At 74.9% G+C, this 19,065-nt stretch carries 14 protein-coding genes; 9 read left to right on the plus strand and 5 right to left on the minus strand.

Annotated elements, in window-relative coordinates; genetic code table 11:
• Positions 1–51: 51 nt before the first annotated feature.
• A complete protein-coding gene (locus AC07DW_RS19530; RefSeq protein ID WP_478858899.1) occupies positions 52–2,100 on the minus strand; it encodes a trypsin-like peptidase domain-containing protein in 2,049 nt (682 codons plus the stop codon).
• Between the two features lie 462 nt (positions 2,101–2,562).
• On the opposite strand from AC07DW_RS19530, the gene AC07DW_RS19535 reads away from it, so the two are divergent.
• Both AC07DW_RS19535 and AC07DW_RS19540 read left to right on the plus strand, forming a co-directional pair.
• Positions 2,563–4,668, plus strand: a complete 2,106-nt coding sequence (locus AC07DW_RS19535) for a DUF4139 domain-containing protein (RefSeq protein ID WP_478858900.1) — start codon at positions 2,563–2,565, stop codon at positions 4,666–4,668.
• An 8-nt stretch (positions 4,669–4,676) separates the two neighbouring features.
• The gene (locus AC07DW_RS19540; protein WP_478858901.1) at positions 4,677–6,245 is read left to right on the plus strand and encodes a DUF4139 domain-containing protein; all 1,569 of its coding nucleotides are present in this window, start codon (positions 4,677–4,679) and stop codon (positions 6,243–6,245) included.
• Here AC07DW_RS19540 and AC07DW_RS19545 read toward each other — a convergent pair.
• Together AC07DW_RS19545 and AC07DW_RS19550 are read right to left on the minus strand one after the other, a co-directional pair.
• Positions 6,206–7,063: an arylamine N-acetyltransferase family protein gene (locus AC07DW_RS19545; RefSeq protein ID WP_478858902.1), complete on the minus strand. Its 858-nt coding sequence runs from the start codon at positions 7,061–7,063 to the stop codon at positions 6,206–6,208. The two genes, AC07DW_RS19540 and AC07DW_RS19545, sit on opposite strands and share 40 nt — an antisense overlap.
• 133 nt (positions 7,064–7,196) lie before the next feature.
• Positions 7,197–7,346: a hypothetical protein gene (locus tag AC07DW_RS19550; RefSeq protein WP_478858903.1), complete on the minus strand. Its 150-nt coding sequence runs from the start codon at positions 7,344–7,346 to the stop codon at positions 7,197–7,199.
• Between the two features lie 186 nt (positions 7,347–7,532).
• On the opposite strand from AC07DW_RS19550, the gene AC07DW_RS19555 reads away from it, so the two are divergent.
• From AC07DW_RS19555 to AC07DW_RS19565, 3 genes are all read left to right on the plus strand, one after another.
• On the plus strand, positions 7,533–8,438 hold the full coding sequence (locus tag AC07DW_RS19555) for a YihY/virulence factor BrkB family protein (RefSeq protein ID WP_478858904.1): 906 nt from the start codon (positions 7,533–7,535) through the stop codon (positions 8,436–8,438).
• A 31-nt stretch (positions 8,439–8,469) separates the two neighbouring features.
• Complete coding sequence (locus AC07DW_RS19560; protein ID WP_478858905.1) at positions 8,470–9,333, plus strand: phosphatase PAP2 family protein; 864 nt, start codon at positions 8,470–8,472, stop codon at positions 9,331–9,333.
• Positions 9,334–9,452: 119 nt separating this feature from the next.
• Positions 9,453–10,409, plus strand: a complete 957-nt coding sequence (locus tag AC07DW_RS19565) for a quinone oxidoreductase family protein (RefSeq protein ID WP_478858906.1) — start codon at positions 9,453–9,455, stop codon at positions 10,407–10,409.
• A 113-nt stretch (positions 10,410–10,522) separates the two neighbouring features.
• On the opposite strand, the gene AC07DW_RS19570 is transcribed toward AC07DW_RS19565, so the two are convergent.
• The gene (locus AC07DW_RS19570) at positions 10,523–11,932 is read right to left on the minus strand and encodes an aminopeptidase P family protein (RefSeq protein WP_478858907.1); all 1,410 of its coding nucleotides are present in this window, start codon (positions 11,930–11,932) and stop codon (positions 10,523–10,525) included.
• Positions 11,933–12,082: 150 nt separating this feature from the next.
• Between AC07DW_RS19570 and AC07DW_RS19575 the strand changes: the two genes are divergently transcribed.
• Positions 12,083–13,066, plus strand: a complete 984-nt coding sequence (locus AC07DW_RS19575) for a LuxR family transcriptional regulator (protein ID WP_478858908.1) — start codon at positions 12,083–12,085, stop codon at positions 13,064–13,066.
• A 37-nt stretch (positions 13,067–13,103) separates the two neighbouring features.
• On the opposite strand, the gene AC07DW_RS19580 is transcribed toward AC07DW_RS19575, so the two are convergent.
• Positions 13,104–14,501 (minus strand): GH1 family beta-glucosidase, encoded by a 1,398-nt coding sequence (locus AC07DW_RS19580; RefSeq protein WP_478858909.1) that lies wholly within the window; start codon positions 14,499–14,501, stop codon positions 13,104–13,106.
• A 208-nt stretch (positions 14,502–14,709) separates the two neighbouring features.
• Here AC07DW_RS19580 and AC07DW_RS19585 point away from each other — a divergent pair, with 208 nt between their 5' ends.
• The 3 genes from AC07DW_RS19585 to AC07DW_RS19595 all read left to right on the plus strand — a co-directional run bounded on the left by AC07DW_RS19585 (position 14,710) and on the right by AC07DW_RS19595 (position 18,929).
• Entirely contained in the window at positions 14,710–15,681 is a 972-nt protein-coding gene (locus AC07DW_RS19585) for an ROK family protein (RefSeq protein WP_478858910.1), read from the plus strand.
• Positions 15,682–15,737: 56 nt separating this feature from the next.
• Positions 15,738–16,955: a mannose-6-phosphate isomerase, class I gene (gene manA / locus AC07DW_RS19590; RefSeq protein WP_478858911.1), complete on the plus strand. Its 1,218-nt coding sequence runs from the start codon at positions 15,738–15,740 to the stop codon at positions 16,953–16,955.
• A gap of 348 nt (positions 16,956–17,303) precedes the next feature.
• Positions 17,304–18,929 carry a cellulase family glycosylhydrolase gene (locus tag AC07DW_RS19595; protein ID WP_478858912.1) on the plus strand — a complete coding sequence of 542 codons (1,626 nt, stop codon included), beginning with the start codon at positions 17,304–17,306 and terminating at the stop codon, positions 18,927–18,929.
• Positions 18,930–19,065: the final 136 nt, after the last annotated feature.

The following is a 19,065-nucleotide window of genomic DNA, read 5'->3' on the forward strand; positions in this document are numbered from 1 at the left end:
TCCGAGGCGTCCCGGCGGACGGTGGATCCGGCCGGGGGCGGTGTTGTCCCGTCAGGCCGCGCGGATGAAGCGTCCGATCTCGCCGGCGACCTCGGGGTGGGTGAGGTACTCCTCGATGTGGTGCGCCCGGTCGCGGGAGTTGGTGACGGCCACGTCCGTGAGCTCGCCCTGCCAGGTGCGGGCGAGCGGGCAGCCGATCGCCACGGCGTCGGTCGGGCACCAGGCGTTGACCCAGGGGAAGTCCCCCTCGGGGCGCTCGGGTCCGCCGGCGAGCAGCCGGCGGTGCACGCCGTCCAGGCCGAGGGGGCTGCCGGCGGTGACGAGCAGGGCGATGTCCACGTCCGGCCCGAGCCGGGTGAGGAGGTCCATGCCGACGACGGTTCCGAGGCTGTGGGTGACGAGGACGACCTCACCGGAGTCCGGCATCGCGGCGAGCACGGTGTCGAGCACCGTGTCGCGGACCTCCGGGTCGCCGAGGTACGCGGCGACGTCCCGCAGGATCGAGGCGATGACCCACTCGTCCAGGTCCGTCCTGGCGGCCAGCCAGCTGAGCTGCCGCCCCAGCGCTCCGACCAGCGAGGCACCGAAACCCTCGTCCGCGGTGCCGTCCCGCCGGGGCAGGTACGCGTCGGCCGCCGCTTCGGCGATGAGCTGTTCGTAGGCCTCGCGGGCCGGACCGGCGGGAGCGCACGCCTCCGCCACCGGACCGGCCGTCACCTCCACGAACGGGCGGGGTACCGCCTCCTGCTGCCGCAGGGCGTCCACGAGTGTGTCGCCGTAGTACGGGAACCAGGCGTCCGCCGGGTCGATCGGTGTCATCCCCGCGCGGGTGAGCCCGTGGTTGAGTCCGGCGGACCAGTCCCGGCGGAGCTTCTCGGTGTCCTTGCCCTGCTGGCTCCTGCCGTGCAGGAAGACGAGGTGCCGGTTGCCGCCGAAGGCGGTCGCACCGGGGCGGAGGGGGACGCGTTCGGTGGTGCTCGTACGCGCGGAATTCGGCCTGCGGGCGACGGTGACGGGCTCGGCGTCCGCCGGCACGGTCACCGCTCGTGGTGCCGCGCCTTCGTCCGGCAGGCCGGAGTCCGGCCCCATGCCGGCCAGCAGCTCGCGCCGCGGCGGGTCGAGCGACAGGGCGGCGAGGTGCCGGAGGATGGAGCTGACGCGTACGCCCTCGTTGGCGACCCAGGCGACCGCGTCGTCCCCGTCGCCGGACTCCCAGACCGTGCCGTCCTTGCGCAGCGTGCGGCCCCGGTCGTCCTTCTCCGGCACACCGCTGTGGTGCAGGGCGACCACTTCCCACTGGTCGTTGAAGACCGGTGAGCCGGAGTTCCCCGGCTCGGTGTCGGTCCGGTAGTGGAGGAAGTCGTCCAGCCGGACCTGGAGCGCGTTGTCACGGACGGCGATCTCCTTGAGGCGGCCCATGGGGTGGCCGATGACGTTCACCGGTTCCCCGACGACCAGCTTGCCGCGCTGGACGCTGAGCCTGTTCCACCCGAACACCGCGCCCGGCGGCCGGCCGTCTCCCGTGGGCCGTACCAGCACCAGGGCGAAGTCGAGCCGCTCGTCGGCGACGAAGAACGCGCCGGGATCGAGCTCCAGGCGGGTCGCCGTACCAGGGGTGTTGTCGATGGTGACCTGGGCGTCGAACTCCAGGAAGCACTGGCGCGTGGCCGCTTCGTCCGGCAGGACGTGGTGGTTGGTCATCAGCAGCCGCGGCGAGACCAGGAAGCCGGTACCGACCGGCAGCTCGCGGCCGTTCTCCCTGGCCAGGATGCGGGCGACGGTGTGCGCGGCGCGCGCGCCGCGCGGCAGGAAGCTCCACGCCTGCAGTTCCTTGGACAGGCCGAGGATGCGTTCGTACGCGGCGGGCGCGGACAGGTGCTCCTCGCGGATGCTCTCCACCGCCGCGGCGGCGGGCACCGCCTGCCGGTCCAGCAACCGCGCGGCGCGGACGGCGATCGCCTCCGGCGAGTCCGGGAACCGGACCCCGGCGTCCATCTGCCGTTCGACGTTCCGCCGCTCGGCGCTGGTGCGTTCGTACCGCTCGGCCGCGGCCTCGGCCTGCTTCAGCCCTTCCGCGCGTGCGTCGGCCGTGACTGCCATGACCGACCCTCCGGTCCTGTTTCCGGGGATGTGGGTACGGCCCCGAAGGCCCGTCGGCACGCCGGGGCCGGTGACCGCGTCCCTCACGCGGAGCGGTCGGTGTCCGGCCGGCCGCGGTGCCACGGATCGGCGGCCGCTCACCGGTACCGGACCGGTTTGGGGAAGGGAGGGGCATGCGCCGCGCGATTCCCTGCTTTCATGCTAGGCACGTTCGCTCTCGCGCGCATGCGGGACCCGCACGATCCGTCGGCCGTGCGGGGCAGTTGACGCGCGGTCGGCGGCCGGTCCCCGGGCGTCCGGGCCCGGCGGCATCCACCGGGCGAGGCCGGCCGGGTGCCGGTGAGGCAGTGACCATCGGCGGTGAACGCGGGCCGCTCGGCCCGGAACCGGGGACCGGCACGAAGGCGCGGGGCCCTCCGGCGTAGGCTTCGCTCGGCCAAGGACGCGGTGGGGGCGGAGAACATGACGGCTGGGACAGCACCTCGGTGGGCGTCGGCCCTGGATTCGGTCGTGGTGTACGCGCAGGGCGCGGTCTGTCACCGCCTGGCCCGGGGCGACGTGCCGCCGGACGGCCGGGTGCGGGTGACGGGACTGCCGCGCTCCCTGGACCCCGGTTCGCTGCGGGCCCGTGTCCTCAACGCCCCGGGGGTGCGGGTCACCGGGGCGCGCGTGGAGGTCGAGGCCGAGCCGCTCGGCACCGGCACGCCCGACGAGCTGCGGCGTGAGGTCGAGCGGCTGCACGACGAGTACGCGGCGGCGGTGGCCCGCCGGGACCGGCAGCTGGGGCTGGTCGAGGAGGTCGCCGCACTGCGTCCGGTCCCGCCGCCGCACAGGCGCGGGGACCCGCACCGCCTGACCCCGGTCGACGCGTGGCTGGAACTCGCCGACTTCGTCGAGGAGCGGCTGGCGGTGCTGCACGCGCGCCTGGCCGAACGGGAGGAGGCGCTGCGCCGCGTCGCGCACGAGCTGGCCGTCGCGAGCGACAGGCTCGCCCGCGCCTCCACCGACGCACCGGCGGCGCACGTGGCGACCACGGTCTGCGCGGTCGTGACCCTCGACGGCACCGGCGGCGAGGAGGTGGAGCTGGAGCTGGAGTACGGGGTCCCCGGCGCCGTCTGGGTGCCCACCTACCGGCTCGCTCACCGTCAGGGCGACGGCACCGGCCGGCTCGTACTGCGCGCCTCGGTCGCGCAGCGCACCGGTGAGGACTGGACCGGGGTGCGCATCGCCCTGGCCACCGCCGACCTGCGGCGGCGCACCGACCTGCCGCGGCTCCGCTCCCTCCGGATCGGACGCCGGCAGCCCGTCCCCGCCGCCTCCGGCTGGCGCGAGCCCCCCGCGGGCCTCGGTGACCTGTTCGCCGGGTACGACGCGGCCGGTCCCCGCCCGGCCACCGGCGCCGCTCCCCCACCCGTCCCGGCCGCCTCCTGGCCGGTGGCCGGCGCGACCGGCCCCGTTCCGCCGCCTCCCCCTCCGCCGGCACCGCGGTCCTACGGTGGGCCGGCCGCCGCCTTCCCGACGCCCGCCGGCGCGGCCGGCGCCCCCGCCGAGACCTTCGGCGGCGCGATGCCCGCTCCCGCCCATCCGGTCCAGGCGCGGCCCGGCGGCAGGCTTCGCGCCGGCGGCAGGGCCTCGGCGGCCTCCGCCCGGCCGGCGCCCGCGGCGCCCGGCGGTCCTCCGCCACCGGCATCGGCGGCGCCCCCCGTACCGGCGCCGGCACCGGAGGCCGGTCCACCGCGGCCGAGCGGCGCCGAGCTCGACTACGCGGCCCTCGTCCTGCGCGGCCCGGAGGAGCGGGCCGACCGTCGGGGCAGGCTGTTCCCCGACGCCCCCTTCGACGCGGTGGCGGCCGAGCACCGCCGACGCGCCGGGGCGGTGGCCGCGCTGCCGCTGCCCGGCCACGCCGTGCGGCCCCGCGAGTCGGCGGGCTCCTTCGACCACCGCTTCGACGCCGCCGCCCGCGCCGACGTCCCGTCGGACGGCACCTGGCACACCGTCACGATCGGCGAGATCCCGGTCGGCCTGCGCACCGAGTACCTGTGCGTGCCGTCGGTCGAGCAGACCGTGTACGCGACGCTGGTGCTCCGCAACGCCACCGACCAGGCCCTGCTGGCCGGCCCGGTCGAGGTGACGGTCGACGACGAGTTCCTGCTGACCGCCGCGCTGCCCACGCTCGCCGCCGGTGCCGACCGCCGGGTGGGGCTCGGGCCGGCCGAGGGCATCCGGGTCACCCGCCGCACGAACGTGCACGAGTCGACGTCGGGCCTGCGCAACAACATCACCGTGCTCGACCACCGGGTCCACGTGGAGCTGGCCAACCGGCTCGCGAGGCCCGTCACCGTCGAGGTCCGCGAGCGGGTGCCCGTCACCTCCGAACCGGACGTGCGCATCGAGGAACGGCCGGGCTGGACGGTCCCCGAGCCCGGCACGGGACCCGAGCACCACACCCCGGGCACCCGCGTCCGGCGGGTGGACCTGCCCGCCGGCGGCACCGCCGCCCTCGACGGCGGCTACGAGATCCGCATCCCGGCCGGCAAGGCCCTGGTCGGCGGCAACCGCAGGAGCTGACACACGCCATGACCACGGAACCGAAGCCGGAACCGATCCCCCTCCCCGTCACCGCCGTCACCTGCCTGGAGGACCGCGCCCACGTCGAGCGCGCCGCCGTTCTCGACCTGGAGGCCGGAGTCCAGCGGCTGCGCCTCGGGCCGATCGGCGCCCCGGCGGTCGACCGCACCCTCCACGCGGAGCTGACCGCCGGCCACGCCGCGACCGTGCTGGACGCGCGGATCGTGCGGACCTGGACACCGCGCGGGCCGGTGCCGTCCGCCGGCGACGACTCCGCCCTGCGCCTGCGCGTCCACACCCTCGAGGAGGAGCGGTTCGCCCTGGAGGGGCGACGCGACCGGCTGCGCGCCCGCCTCGACCTGCTCGGCCGCCTCGCCGCCGACCTGCTCCGGGAGATCGGTGAAGGGGCCGGCGCCGGGGAGACCGCGGCGCCCCGCTGGGCGCGGGAACTGGACCGGGTGGACGAGGAGCGCGACTCCTGCGGTGAGCTGCTGCGCGCCGCGGAGGCCCGGCTGGCCGGCCTCGCCGCGGAACTCGGGGAGACGCAGCGGGCCATGGACGTGGCCGAGAAAGAGCCTACGGAGCTGATCGGCCATGTCGAGCTGACCGTGGAGGCCGCGGTCGCCGGGCCGGTACGGCTGCGCCTGAGCCACCTCACCCCGTGCGCGCTGTGGCGGCCCGCCTACCGGGCCGTGCTCGACGGGGACTCACTGACGCTGGAGACCGACGCGATGGTCTGGCAGCGCACGGGCGAGGACTGGTCCGGCGTACGGCTGACGCTGTCGACGGCCCGGTCGGCCCTGGCCGGCGACCCCCCGCGGCTCGGCGAGGACCGGCTGACGCTCAAGGACCGCTCCGCCGCGGAGCGGCGCGCCGTCGACGTCGAGGTGCGCGAGGAGGAGATCGGGGAACTGGGCCCCGCTCCGGTGCTCGGCCTGCCGGGGGTCGACGACGGCGGCGAGGCTCGGGTGCTGCACTCCCCCGCGCCCGTCTCGGTGCCGGCGGACGGCCGCGCCCACCGGGTGCCGCTCTCCGCCTTCAGCACGGCCGCGAGCAGCGAGTACGCCTGCTCGCCCGAGCTGTCCCCGCTGGTCACACAGGTGGTGCGGGGCGACAACCGGTCCGGGCACGCTCTGCTCGCCGGGCCGGTGGACCTGGTCCGCGGCAGCGGGTTCGCCGGGCGCGGCACGCTGGACTTCACCGCTCCCGGCGCCCCCTTCGAGCTGGCGTTCGGCAGCTGCGACGACCACCGGGTGGTGCGGGAGACCGAGGAGTCCCGCGACTCGGCCGGGCTCACACAGCGGACCGTGGTGACCCGCACGGTCCGGGTGTACCTGTCCCGGTTCTCCGCCCCCGGGGAGACCGGGGAGCGGATGGTCGCCCTGCGCGAGCGGATCCCGGTGTCCGAGACCTCGGCGGTGGACGTACGGCTGCGGGAGGCGGCCTGCTCCCCGGCACCCGACGCGATCGACGCCGAGGGCATCGCCCGCTGGAACCTCGCGCTCCCGCCCGACGGCCGCCGCACGGTCACGCTGGTCTACGAACTCTCGGCGAGCTCCAGGGTCGCCGGGCTCTGAACGGCGCCGGGGCCCCCGTCCCGTGCCGGGGCGGCGGTCCCCGGCACGGCCGGCAGCCGGTCCAGGACGATGCCGAACAGGTCCCGGTAGGCGGCCAGCGTCTCGTCGTCGCCCTCCAGGACCCGTTCCGTGCGCCGCCCGTCCACGGTGGTGACCAGCTTCCGGCCGCTGAGGGTGACGCGACCGTCCTCGGTGAGGAGCGAACAGATCGGGGACCGCGTGAAGTGCGACGCCGGTGACGTGCGGTGGTACCAGGCGCCGGCCGCGAAGTCGGACAGCGACCGGGCCCGCAGCTCCAGGCGGTAGCGCGCCGTCCCGTTCCGCAGGACGTCCAGGTCGCCGTCGGCGGTCTCCACGACGCGGAACACCCCGCCCGGGTCCTCCTGGTCCCCGCGCTCCTCCAGGGCGAGCGGGTAGTGGCTGTGGTCCCCGAACCCGACGTCCACGAGCCAGGGACCGGTGCCGTCGTCCGTCCCGACCCGCAGAGCCAGGTGGTCGTAGGGAATGCCGGTGCGGCCCTCGTGGTCGAAGGTCCGCGCCTGGAGGAGGTCCACCCGGAAGCCGAGGTCGCGCAGCAGCGCGGCGAACGAGCCGCCCAACTCGTAGCAGAATCCGCCGCGCCGGGCGTGGACGACCTTGTCGAGCAGCGCCTTCTCCTCCAGGACGATGTCCTCACCGAGGTGGATCGAGAGGTTCTCGAACGGCACCGTCAGCAGGTGCCGCAGGTGCAGTTCGCGCAGTGCGTCGGCGTCGGGACGGGACGGACGTGCGGCCCCAATGCGGTCGAGATGGGCCGGGGTGACCGGGTCGGTGCTCATGGAGGCATTCTCGGGGTCCCCGCGCCGCCTGTCATGCGGCCCGGGGCGTAGGACCGTCGACCGAGGGGACCTGCGCCCGGCCCGGCGTGGGCGGCCGGGCGCGCGCCGCCGCCGGGGCCGCCGGCCGGGCCCGTCAGGGCGCCGCGGCGCCGTCGTCCTCGTCGTCCGCTGTGGTGGGCGGGGGCAGCGGGATGCGGGTCTGGCCGTCGAGCGGCGGTGGTGTCCGCTCGCCGAGCCGGTCCTCGAGCTGTTGCAGCCTGGTACGCGTCTCCGGTGTCGTCATGCTTCTCCTCATCACCGCTCGCGCGCCCGGGAATCAGCCGGGATCCCGTAGGCTCCGCCGTGCGGTGCCGTGGTGTGGCGTGGCGTGACACCGCCGTCGCGGGGCAGCAGGGAAGGAGACGCCGCCGGTCGCCCCGCGCGGAGGTGGCGGCCGGGTCGCGGCAGGCCGGAACGGAGCGGTGGTTTCATGACGATCGGTGTCCCCGCGAGCGGCGCGGCGCCGGGCCGGCGCGGCCACGTGGCGTACGCCAGGGCGCTGGCCCGTACCCCGGTCGCCGTCTGGGAGGACGACCTCACCGACTGGGCGGCGGCGCTGACGTACTACGCGGTCCTGGCGGTCTTCCCCGCGCTGCTGGTCATCGTCTTCTCCCTGGCGCTGCTCGGTACGGGCTCCCCGCAGGAGGTCGTCGCGCAGCTGGGGGCCTTCGTGCCGGAGGCCGCCCGCCCGGTGCTGGCGCAGGCCATGGGCGGCTCGCAGGAGGAGGCGCCGGCCCGCTGGGTGCTGATCGTGCTCACCGGTGGCGCGGCCCTGTGGTCCGCGTCCAGTTACCTGGCCGTGTTCCGGCGCGCGCTGCACGCGATGTACGGCGTTCCCGACTGCCGTCCGGCGTGGCGGACGTTCCCGGCCATCCTGCTCAGGGCGTTGACCGTCCTGGCGCTGCTGGTCAGCGGGGTCCTGACGCTGACCGTCGCCGAGCGGGTCGCCAGGGCCATCGGCCGGGGTACGGGGACGGACCATCAGGCGGCCCTCGTCTGGGCGGGCCTGAGGTGGCCGCTGCTGTTCGCGGTGGTCGTCGCCCTGGTCCTGCTGCTCTTCCGGTCGGGGCCTCCCGAGTCGCGCGGGGTGCGGCAGACGGTGGCGGGCGGGACGCTCGCGGTGCTGCTGTGGCTGCTCGCGTCGATGGGGTTCGCGTTCTACGCGGCGCACGTCGCGACGTACGACCGCCTCTACGGCTCGCTGGCGGGTGTGGTGGCGTTCCTCGTGTGGCTGTGGGTTTCCCATGTGGTGCTGCTGGCCGGCGCCCAGTTCAACGCGGAACTCGTGCGGGACGGGCGGGTGGAGAGGCCCGATCCTTGCTCCCCGGCGTCGTGAGCCACGCGCCGTCACGGTTCAAGCGGGCGCCATGGGCAACAAGACGGCCATGACGACGGGGAGCGGCGTGGCCGCCGGACGGATCGGCTCGCTGCTGTGGTTGCCGTTCCTGGGACTGCTGTTGGTGGGTGCGGGTCTGCTCGTCACCGGCCCGGCGGCGGCGTGGTGGCCGCTGTCGGCGGAGGACGGCGTCATCACCTGGTTCGCCGGGCGGCGCGGCGGTACGGCGACGGTCGTCACCGAGTGGCTGACACACCTCGCCTCCACCGAGAGCGTCATCGGTGTCTCGCTCGTCTGCGTCGTCGCGCTGCTGGTGCTGCCGCGTGCCCCGCGGTGGACGGACGCGCTGTTCCTGGTGGGTGCGGTCGCCGCGCAGTCGGCCCTCTTCCTGCTGGTCACCGCGTGCGTGGACCGGCCGCGCCCGGATGTGCCGCGGCTCGACGCCGCCCCGCCGACGTCGAGCTTCCCGTCCGGCCACGCGGGGGCGGCGCTCGCCCTGTACGGAGGGCTGGCCACGCTCGTGGTCACCCGGCTGCGGGGACCGTGGCGGTACGCCGCCGCCGGTCTGCTGCTGGTCGTGCCGCCGGCCGTGGCGGTGTCCCGTCTGTACCGGGGCATGCACCATCCGAGCGACGTGGTCGGCGGGCTGGTCAACGGCGCGGGTGTGCTGCTCGTCATGGCGCACGCGCTGCTGTCGCCACGTCGGCCCGCGTACCCGTGTGCGGACCGGGCTCCGGGCCGGGCACCCGGGGGCGCGGGGACGGGGGCGGCGGAGCTCGGGTCCCCGGTCCCGGCCGGGGGCGGCGGGACCCGCGCGGTGGGGGTGGTGAGCAAGGGCCGGCGGGGAGGCGGCCGGTCGCGTCCGGGCCGCGGGCGTCCGCCCGGACGGGCATAGCGAGTGGCGCAGCTCACATACTGAGCAGTTGGTAATCCCCGGTGTCTGATGGGAACGTGGCGCCGGGGCGCCACGGCACGCCCCCTGAAGGACATGCCTTGGGGAAGTGAGGAGCGACTGTGCGTGCGGTACACGTCACCGAGTTCGGCGGACCGGAAGTGCTGCGGCTGGTGGAGGTGCCCGACCCGGCGCCCGAGCCCGGCCGGCTGCTGATCGACGTCTCGGCGGCCGGCGTCAACTACGCCGATACGCACGCGGTCGAGGACTCGTACCTGTCCCGTTCCACGTTGCCCATGATCCCGGGCGGCGAGGTGGTCGGCCGCACCGAGGACGGGCGACGCGTCGTCGCCCTCGCGGACGAGTACGGCGGTTACGCCGAGAAGGCGTCGGTCCGGGAGGACCTGGTGATCGACGTCCCCGACGCGGTGAGCGACGGCGAGGCCCTGGCGCTGATCGTGCAGGGCCTCACCGCCTGGCACCTGTTGCGCACCTCGGGGCGCGTGGCCGAGGGCGAGTCGCTCGTCGTGCACGCCGCCGCGGGCGGCACCGGGTCGCTCGCCGTGCAGCTGGCGAAGGCGTTCGGGGCCGGGCGCGTGATCGCCACCGCCTCCACCCCGGAGAAGCGCGAACTCGCCCTGTCCCTCGGCGCGGACGTCGCCGTCGACTCCGCCCCGGAAGGGCTGAAGGACCGGCTGACGGAGGCCAACGGGGGCAGGAAGGTGGACGTGGTCCTCGAGATGACCGGTGGCCCGGTCTTCGAGGAGTCCCTCGCCGCGCTGGCGCCGTTCGGCCGGCTCGTCACGTACGGCATGGCGGGCCGGCAGGCCCCCCAGCCCGTGCACGCCGCGCAGCTGATGGGGCGTTCCCGGGCGGTCGTCGGCTTCTGGCTGATGCACGCGATCGGACGTCCCGGCATGTACCGGGAGCCGATGGCCGAGCTGCTGGCGATGGTCGGCGACGGACGTCTGGCGCCGCGGGTCGGCGGCGTCTACCCGCTGGGCGAGGCGGTCCGCGCGCACGAGGACCTCCGCGCCCGCAGGACCGTCGGCAAGCTGGTGCTCGACACGTCCCGCTGACGGCGTGTCCGCCGTCGTCCGGGCCCGGGGTGCGGGCCCGGACGACGGCCGGGGTCCGCCCCGCCCCTTCCGTACCGCGGACCGCCCCCGGTGCCGGTCCCCCGTGCGGATACTCAGCCCGCGAACCGGGCCATCCACTCCTCCACGTCGTCCGACGACCGCGGCAGACCCGCCGACAGGTTCTCGTGGCCGTCGTCGGTCACGAGGAGGTCGTCCTCGATCCGGACCCCGATGCCGCGCCACTCCTCGGGCACGGTGAGGTCGTCCGGCTGGAAGTACAGGCCGGGCTCGACGGTGAGCACCATGCCCGGGGCCAGCACGCCGTCGACGTACTCCTCGTTCCGGGCGTGCGCGCAGTCGTGGACGTCCAGGCCGAGCATGTGGCCGGTGCCCGCCATGGTGAAACGGCGCTGGAGGCCCAGCTCGTACGCGCGCTCCGCCGGGCCCGGGATGAATCCCCACTCGACCAGCCGGGCCGCCAGGTGGCGCTGGGACGCCTCGTGGAAGTCCCGGTAAGCGGCTCCCGGCTTCACGGCGGCCATGCCCGCTTCCTGCGCCTCGTACACCGCGTCGTAGACCGTGCGCTGGAGGGGCGTGAAGGTGCCGCTGATCGGCAGCGTGCGCGTGACGTCGGCGGTGTAGAGGGTGCGCGTCTCCACACCGGCGTCGAGCAGGAGCAGGTCCCCCGGGCGGACCGGGCCGTCGTTGTCCGTCCAGTGCATGATCGTGGCGTGCTCGCCGGCGGCGCAGATCGAGCCGTAGCCGACGGAGTTGCCTTCGAGGCGGGCGCGGCGGAAGAACGTGCCCTCGATCCACCGCTCCGACGTCGCGACCGCCCCGGAGAGCTCACCGATCACGTCGGTGAACCCGCGCACCGTGGAGTCCACGGCCTTGCGGAGTTCGGCGATCTCCCACTCGTCCTTGACGAGGCGGAGGTCGCTGAGCGCCTCCTCCAGTTCGGCGTCGCGCTCCTCGTCGGTGGTGACCGCGGCCTCCAGCGCGGGGTCGACGCCGCGGACGATCCGGGTCGGTGCCGAGGAGGCGGCCAGGTCGGCGGCAGCCGTGCGGACGTCCCGGCAGGGCAGTCCGAGCACCAGCTCCGACTCGGCGAGGGAACGGCGCCTGCCCATCCACAGCTCGGCCGTGGCGCCGGTCCAGAACTCGTCGGTGTCCCGGCCGTCGCGCGGCAACTGGTAGCAGTAGGCGTCGTGGCCGCCGCCCGCGCGGGGCTCCAGGACGAGCGCCCCGTCCCTGGCCCGGTCCCCGGTCATGTGCGCATAGCCGGAGTACGGCCGGAACGGGTACGTGTCGTCGTTCGAACGGACCGTGAGGTTGCCCGAGGGGATCACCAGGCGTTCGCCCGGGAACCGGGCGGAGAGCCCGGCGCGGCGACGGGCCGCGTACGGGGCCTGCTCATCGAGCCGCAGGTCGTGCCGCTCGGTGTCGGCCCACCCCGTCCGCATCAGTGCGGAGAGTTCCTCGGAGATGCCTGAGTAGAGACCGTTCTTGCGGCCTTTCGCCACGGCGTGCACCTTCTTCCCGGTGGGTCTTCTGGATGCCGCCGGTCCTCGGCGGCTCGCGCACGCTATCCGGCGCCGCACCCGCCCGGTGCCGGGCCGCGCCACTGGCACGGATCGGCCACGGCGCAGGCCGGGCCGCCGATAATGCGGCGTATGACGAACGCGAGACTGGGCGACGCCCTGCGGCTGCTGGGCATCGGCGCGACGGCCGCCCGGGTCTACCTGGCGCTGCTCGAACTGGCCCCCGCTCCGCTGCGCGCGGTCGCCGCCGCGACCGGTCTGGACGACGCCGAACTGGCCGCGGCGTACGCGACCCTGGTCGACGCCGGGCTGGCCGGCGCCGCCGAGGAGGGCGGGGACGTGGTGGCCCCGGTCCCGCCGGCCGCCGGTCTGGAAATCCTCGCCCGGCACCGGGCGACCGAGATCGAGGAGTCGCGCATCGCCGTGGGGGGTGCGTTCGAGTCGTTCCGGCGACAGCGGCTCGCCGCGTACCACGGCGATGTCGTCGAGGTGGTCACCGGCGAGGCCATCGGCCCGCGGATTCGTCACGCCTGGGCGAGCGCGCGCGAGCAGATCCGGCAGTTCGAGTCACCGCCGTACTTCCCCCTGCCCGGCGCCACGGCCGACGCGCTGGCCACGCTCGCCCGCGGCGTGACCCAGCGGGTCGTGTACTCGCGGGAGTCGCTGGAGCACCCGGGCCACCTGAAGGAGGTCATCGAGCCGTGCGTCGCCGCCGGTGAGCAGGCCAGGGTGCTGCCGTCGGTGCCGGTCAAGCTGGTCGTCATCGACGAGGCGTACGCCCTGGTGTCGTTGTCCATCAAGGAGGCGGACGTGCACAACACCATGCTCGTGGTGCAGCCGTGCGGCCTGCTCTCGGCCCTCGTCGCGCTGTTCGAGCAGTCCTGGCAGAACGCCCTCCCGTTCCACGGCCGCACCACCCGCCCGGGCGGGCTGGCTCCGGCCGACCGCCGCCTGCTGTGGCTCCTCGCGGGCGGCGCGGGTGACGACGTCATCGCCCGCGAACTGGGTGTCAGCCGCCGCACGCTCTACCGGCGCCTGCAGATCCTGATGGCCCGGCTCGGCGCCGCCAACCGGTTCCAGATGGCCCTGCACGCGCAGCGCAACGGATGGCTGTGACCGGCGGCAGGCGCGTCCGGGGAGCGGACGGACCGGTTCACCGGACCCGCGTCGCGCGCGCCCCCGCCGTCGCGATCAGCCGCCTGTACCACTCGTAACTCGCCTTGGGGGTACGCCGCTGGGTCGCGTAGTCCACGTGGACGATGCCGAACCGGCGGCTGTGGCCGTAGGACCATTCGAAGTTGTCCAGCAGGGACCAGACGTAGTAGCCCCGTACGTCCACTCCCTCGGCCATCGCGTCCGCGACGGCGCCGAGGTGGTCCCGGAGGTAGGCGACCCGGTCGGTGTCGCGCACCGCTCCGTCCGCCGCCGGGGTGTCGTGCTCGGCGGAGCCGTTCTCCGTGATGTGGACCGGTGGGAGGGCGGCGCCGTACCGCTCGCGCAGGGACGTCAGGAGCGAGCGGAGGGTGCCGGGGACGACGGGCCAGCCCATCGCCGTGCGGCGGACCCCGGGGACGGGGACCTCCTCGAAGCGGTTGTCCATCGCCTGCCGGCGGCCGGGGTCCGGCTCCTGGTAGGGGGCCGCCCGGACGGTGGACGGCGTGTAGTAGTTGATGCCGAGGAAGTCCATCGGCGCGGAGATGACGGCGAGGTCGCCGGCGCGGCGGAAGTCCTGGCGCTCGATCAGCTCCTCCCAGGTGTCGGTCTCGGCGGCGGGGTAGCGGCCCTTCAGGAGCGGTTCGGTCCACAGCAGGTTGCGCTGGGTCTCGGCGCGGAGGGCTGCCGCCCGGTCCTCGGGGTGCGCGCCGGCCGGTGACACATGGGTGAGGTTGAGGGCGATGCCCGCCTCGCGCACTCCGGCGGCGCGCAGGGCGCGCAGGGACAGGCCTTGGCCCACCAGCAGGTGGTGGGCCGCCGCCAGGGCGGGTGTGCCCTCCCGCGCGCCCGGCGCGTGCTCCCCGTTGGCGTACCCGAGGAAGGCGCTGCACCAGGGCTCGTTGAGCGTGATCCAGCGGGGGACGCGGTCGCCCAGGGCGTCGGCGACCAGGGCGGTGTACTCGGCGAAGCGGGCGGCCGTGTCCCGGGAGCGCCAGCCGCCCGCCTCCTCGAGCGCCTGCGGCAGGTCCCAGTGGTAGAGCGTGACGGCCGGGGTGATGCCGGCGTGCAGCAGGTCGTCCACGAGCCGTGAGTAGAAGTCGATGCCCCTGGGGTTCGCCGGTCCCGCGCCCGTGGGCTGGACGCGGGGCCAGGCCACGGAGAACCGGTACGAGCGCACCCCGAGGTCCGCGAGGAGGGAGACGTCCTCCCGGTGGCGGTGGTAGTGGTCGCACGCCGTGTCGCCGTTGCCGCCGTCGAGGACGGCGCCGGGACGGCGGCAGAAGGTGTCCCAGATCGACGGCCCGCGTCCGTCCTCCGACACGGCTCCCTCGATCTGGTAGGCGGAAGTCGCCGCGCCGAATTCGAATTCCGGTGGGAACGAGGGGAATTGATTCATGGAGCGGCTGGCCTTTGCGTGGGGACGGGTCGGAGGAGTGGGACGATCCTGAACGGGTCCGGGGCCCGCGGTCCAGCCGGGCCGGGGAATGGAGCAGGGGTTTTACTAAACCCGGGCTTAACTGAACTGGTTTACTGGACAACGTTGTCAGAGCCCGGCACAGTGGCGGGCGCACGCTGAGCCCCACTGTGAGGAAAGGTCCCAAGCGATGGTGTACGGAGCACTCGACATCGGCGGTACGAAGATCGCCGGCGCGCTCATCGACTCCGACGGCCGCCTGGTGGCCCGGAGCCAGTGCGCCACCCCGGCCCAGGGTTCGGCGGAGGAGCTCATGGCGGCGGTCGACGCCGTACTGGACGAACTCGCGGCGCGCCGCGAGTGGGCCGGCCTCTCCTGTCTGGGCATCGGCTGCGCGGGCCCCGTCGACACGGCCGCCGGGGCGGTCAGCCCGGTGAACATCCCCTCCTGGCGCGGGTTCCCGCTCGTGCAGCGGGTCGGGGCCCACGCGCGTGTGCCCGCCGGCATCCGGCCCGTGCTGGTCGGTGACGCGGTCGCGATGGCGGCGGCCGAGCACTGGACGGGCGCCGCGCGAGGCGTGGACAACGCCCTGTGCATGGTGGTCTCCACCGGGGTGGGCGGCGGGCTGGTCCTCAACGGCGCGCTGCACGCGGGCGGTTCGGGCAACGCCGGCCACATCGGGCACATCACCGTGGACCAGAACGGCCCGCTGTGCCCGTGTGGGGCGCGCGGCTGTGTGGAGCGCTTCGCCAGCGGTACGGCCATCGCCGCCCACGCGCTGGAGTCCGGATGGGCGCCCCCGGCGGGTACGGACCCGACGGCTGCCGCCGTCGCCGCCGCGGCCCGCGAGGGCGACACCAGGGCGCTGGCCGCCTACGACCGCGCCGCCAAGGCGCTGGCGGCGGGCATCGCCGCGACGATCGCCCTGGTGGAGCTCGACCTGGTGGTGATCGGCGGGGGCGTCGCCCAGGCCGGCGAGATCCTCTTCGGCCCGCTCCGCCGCCACCTCGACGGCTACGCGGTCCTCGACTTCGCCCGCGGAGTGCCGGTCGTCCCGGCGCGGCTCGCCCTGGACGCCGGCCTGATCGGCGCGGCCGCCGCCGCCGGCGCCCTGCCGGGGGCGGAGCGCGGCGCTCCCGGCCGGCCGGCGGTCCAGACCTAGGTCGTGTCCGGCCCACCAGACAGGCCCCACTCCCCCACCCACGGAACGCACACCTCATGGACCTTCTCGTCAACGCCGTCCAGCCCTACGCCTGGGGCTCCACCACCGCGCTGCCCGCCCTCATGAGCACGGCGCCCACGGGAGAGCCCCAGGCCGAGCTGTGGATGGGCGCCCATCCCGCCGCGCCGTCCCGGGTCGAGCGCGACGGCGGCACGCTGCCGCTCGACCGGGTCATCGCCGCCGACCCCGCGCGCGAACTGGGTGCGCCCGCACTGCGGCGGTTCGGGCCCCGGCTGCCCTTCCTGCTGAAGCTGCTCGCCGCCGACGCCCCGCTCTCCCTCCAGGTCCACCCGGATCTCGCCCAGGCCGCCGCGGGCTTCGCGCTGGAGAACGCCATGGGCGTGCCCCTGGACGCCCCGCACCGCAACTACCGGGACGGTCACCACAAGCCGGAGATGATCGTCGCCCTCACACCGTTCGACGGTCTGTGCGGATTCCGGCCGCCCCGCCGGTGCGCCGATCTGCTGGACCGGCTGGACGTGCCCGACCTGCGTCCCTTCATCGGGACGCTGCGCGGGGGCGGGGACGGGGCCGCGCTGAGGGAGGTGTTCACCGCGTTCCTGTCGCCGCGCGCCGGCCTGCTCGGCCGGGTCACCGACGCGGTCGCGCGCGAGGCGGACCGCGACGGGCCCCACCAGGCGGACTTCGGCGCCTATCTGGCGGTCGCCCGCGCACACCCCGGCGATCCGGGGCTGCTCGCCGCTCTGATGCTGCGGTACGTGCGGCTCGCCCCGGGAGAGGCGCTCCACCTCGGCGCGGGCGTCCCGCACGCGTACCTCTCCGGCCTCGGGGTGGAGATCATGGCGAGCTCCGACAACGTCCTGCGGTGCGGTCTGACGAGCAAGCACGTCGACCGCGACGAGTTGCTGAAGGTGGTCCGCTTCAGCGCGCTGCCCACCCCCGCCCTGGCCCCCGGGGCGGAAGGCGACGAGCACGTCTATCCCGCGCCCGTCGACGACTTCCGGCTCTCCCGCATCGCGGTCACCGCCCGGGCGCGCCCCCGGCCGCTCGGCCCCGGTGCCCCGCAGATCGTCCTGTGCACCCATGGCGAGGCCCATGTCGCCTCCGCAGACGGCTCCTTGACCATCGGTCCGGGCCAGGCCGTCTACGTACCCGCGTGGGAACGCGTCGCCCTGTCGGGCGAGGGCACCGTCTTCCGCGCGACGGTCGCCGTGCCCGGCGAGCGGCGGAGCAGCGCCGATCACCGAACTTAACCGGTTCCGTTCTTTCTATTGTTTCGGCCGCCGCCCAGCCCTAGCCTCATTTCCAGTCGCCCGGACGGCCGTTGTTCCGACCGTTGCGAGCACCGGGTCGCGCGAAAAGGCGCGACCGGTCCGGCGCCATTCCCCCCGCTGCCCGGTGAGAGCCGCACAACCGCACCGGGCAGCGGGACACCGCTCGGCTCCGACGCCTGTACGCGCACCTCCCCGACGCCTCCGGGAAAACCCCGGCAGCCCGGGGATTTCCGTCGGGCCGACCGCACCGCACCCTCCACATCAGGAAAGCCGTACGCCGCGGGAACGCTTCAGCCGCGGTGTACGCGCCACGAACCGGGAGCACCCATGAGCAGGAAACTGGCCACCGCGGCGGGAGCGCTGCTGGCCCTCACCGCCACCTTGTTCACCGGACCCCCCGCCGCACGGGCCGCCGAGCCGGCCGCCGGCTTCCACATACGTGACGGCCGGCTCCTCGACGCGAACGGCAACGACTTCGTCCTCCGGGGCGTCAACCACGCCCACGCCTGGTACGCCGCCAGGACGGGCCAGGCGCTCTCCGACACGAAGGCGCTCGGGGCCAACTCGGCGCGGATCGTGCTCAGTACCGGGGACCGCTGGACCAAGAACGACCCGGCCGACGTCGCGAAGGTCGTCGGCCAGTGCAGGGCCAACCGACTCGTCTGCGTCCTGGAGGCCCAGGACACCACCGGATACGGGGAACAGAGCGGAGCGGTCCCGCTGACCAGGGCGGTCGACTACTGGATCGAGGTCCAGAGCGCCCTCAAGGGGCAGGAGAAGTACGTCATCCTGAACCTCGGCAACGAACCGCACGGCAACGTCGGCCACTCGGCCTGGACCGCGGACACCACCAACGCCATCACGCGCATGCGGGCCGCCGGATTCACGCACACCCTCATGGCGGACGCCCCCAACTGGGGCCAGGACTGGTCCTTCACCATGCGGAACGACGCGCCGGCCGTCTTCGCCGCCGACCCGCAGCGCAACACCGTCTTCTCCGTCCACATGTACGGCGTGTTCGACACCGCCGCGGAGGTCGAGGACTACCTCGACCGGTTCGTGGCGCGCCGGCTCCCCGTCGTGGTGGGCGAGTTCGGGGACGCCCACTCGGACGGCAACCCCGACGAGGACGCCATCATGGCGACCTCCCGCCGGCTGGACCTCGGCTACCTCGGCTGGTCCTGGAGCGGGAACGGCGGCGGCGTCGAGTACCTCGACCTGGCCACCGGCTTCGACGCGAGCCGGCTGACCGGTTGGGGCAGGCGCCTCTTCGAGGGCCCCGACGGCATCAGGCAGACCTCGCGGGAGGCGAGCGTGTACGCCACCGGCACCGGGGGCGACACCCGGGCCCCCACCGCCCCGGGCGCGCCCACCGCCTCCGACGTGACCTCCACCGGAGCCCGGCTGTCGTGGGCGGCGGCCACGGACGACACCGGTGTCACCGCCTATGACGTCGTAGCCGTCGACGGCACCCGGGAGACGCCCGTCACCTCCACCGCCACCACCGGCGCCTCCGTGACCGGCCTCGCCCCGGCCACCGCCCACACCTTCGCCGTCTACGCCCGCGACGCCGCCGGCAACCGCTCCCCCCGCTCCGCCAAGGTCACCTTCACCACCACCGGCGAGCCCGCAGCCGGCGCCTGCGCCGTCTCCTACCGCCTGAACGAGTGGGGCGGCGGCTTCAACGCCGACGTGACCGTCCGCAACACCGGCGGCCGTGACCTCACGGGCTGGCGGCTCGACTTCGCCTTCCCCGGCGGGCAGACCGTCAACTCCGCGTGGAACGCCAAGGTCGTCCAGCAGGGCAGCCAGGTCCGCGCCACTCCCGAACCGTGGACCGCCACCATCCCCGCGGGCGGAACGGTGAGCTTCGGCATCAACGGCAACTCCACCGGCGGCGACGGCGTCCCCGCCGCCTTTGCGCTCAACGGCGCTTCCTGCGCCAGGAGTTGATGTCGTACCACCTCGGACCGCGGCACCTTGGGCGCCGATCCCGCACACGCCGCCGCCGGTGCCCGACCCCGGCGGCGGCAGCGCCCACCCGCACGAAGGAACCGCGACCATGCCGTACACCGACCCGCCCGTGGGC

It is taken from the genome of Streptomyces sp. NPDC045701, from assembly GCF_056432045.1.

Bases quoted from the DNA above. Each gene is read 5' to 3' on its own strand.
- AC07DW_RS19530 (WP_478858899.1), bottom strand. From the start codon at position 2,100: ATGGCAGTCACGGCCGACGCACGCGCGGAAGGGCTGAAGCAGGCCGAG.
- AC07DW_RS19535 (WP_478858900.1), top strand. From the start codon at position 2,563: ATGACGGCTGGGACAGCACCTCGGTGGGCGTCGGCCCTGGATTCGGTC.
- AC07DW_RS19540 (WP_478858901.1), top strand. From the start codon at position 4,677: ATGACCACGGAACCGAAGCCGGAACCGATCCCCCTCCCCGTCACCGCC.
- AC07DW_RS19545 (WP_478858902.1), bottom strand. From the start codon at position 7,063: ATGAGCACCGACCCGGTCACCCCGGCCCATCTCGACCGCATTGGGGCC.
- AC07DW_RS19550 (WP_478858903.1), bottom strand. From the start codon at position 7,346: ATGACGACACCGGAGACGCGTACCAGGCTGCAACAGCTCGAGGACCGG.
- AC07DW_RS19555 (WP_478858904.1), top strand. From the start codon at position 7,533: ATGACGATCGGTGTCCCCGCGAGCGGCGCGGCGCCGGGCCGGCGCGGC.
- AC07DW_RS19560 (WP_478858905.1), top strand. From the start codon at position 8,470: ATGGGCAACAAGACGGCCATGACGACGGGGAGCGGCGTGGCCGCCGGA.
- AC07DW_RS19575 (WP_478858908.1), top strand. From the start codon at position 12,083: ATGACGAACGCGAGACTGGGCGACGCCCTGCGGCTGCTGGGCATCGGC.
- AC07DW_RS19580 (WP_478858909.1), bottom strand. From the start codon at position 14,501: ATGAATCAATTCCCCTCGTTCCCACCGGAATTCGAATTCGGCGCGGCG.
- AC07DW_RS19585 (WP_478858910.1), top strand. From the start codon at position 14,710: ATGGTGTACGGAGCACTCGACATCGGCGGTACGAAGATCGCCGGCGCG.
- manA (WP_478858911.1), top strand. From the start codon at position 15,738: ATGGACCTTCTCGTCAACGCCGTCCAGCCCTACGCCTGGGGCTCCACC.
- AC07DW_RS19595 (WP_478858912.1), top strand. From the start codon at position 17,304: ATGAGCAGGAAACTGGCCACCGCGGCGGGAGCGCTGCTGGCCCTCACC.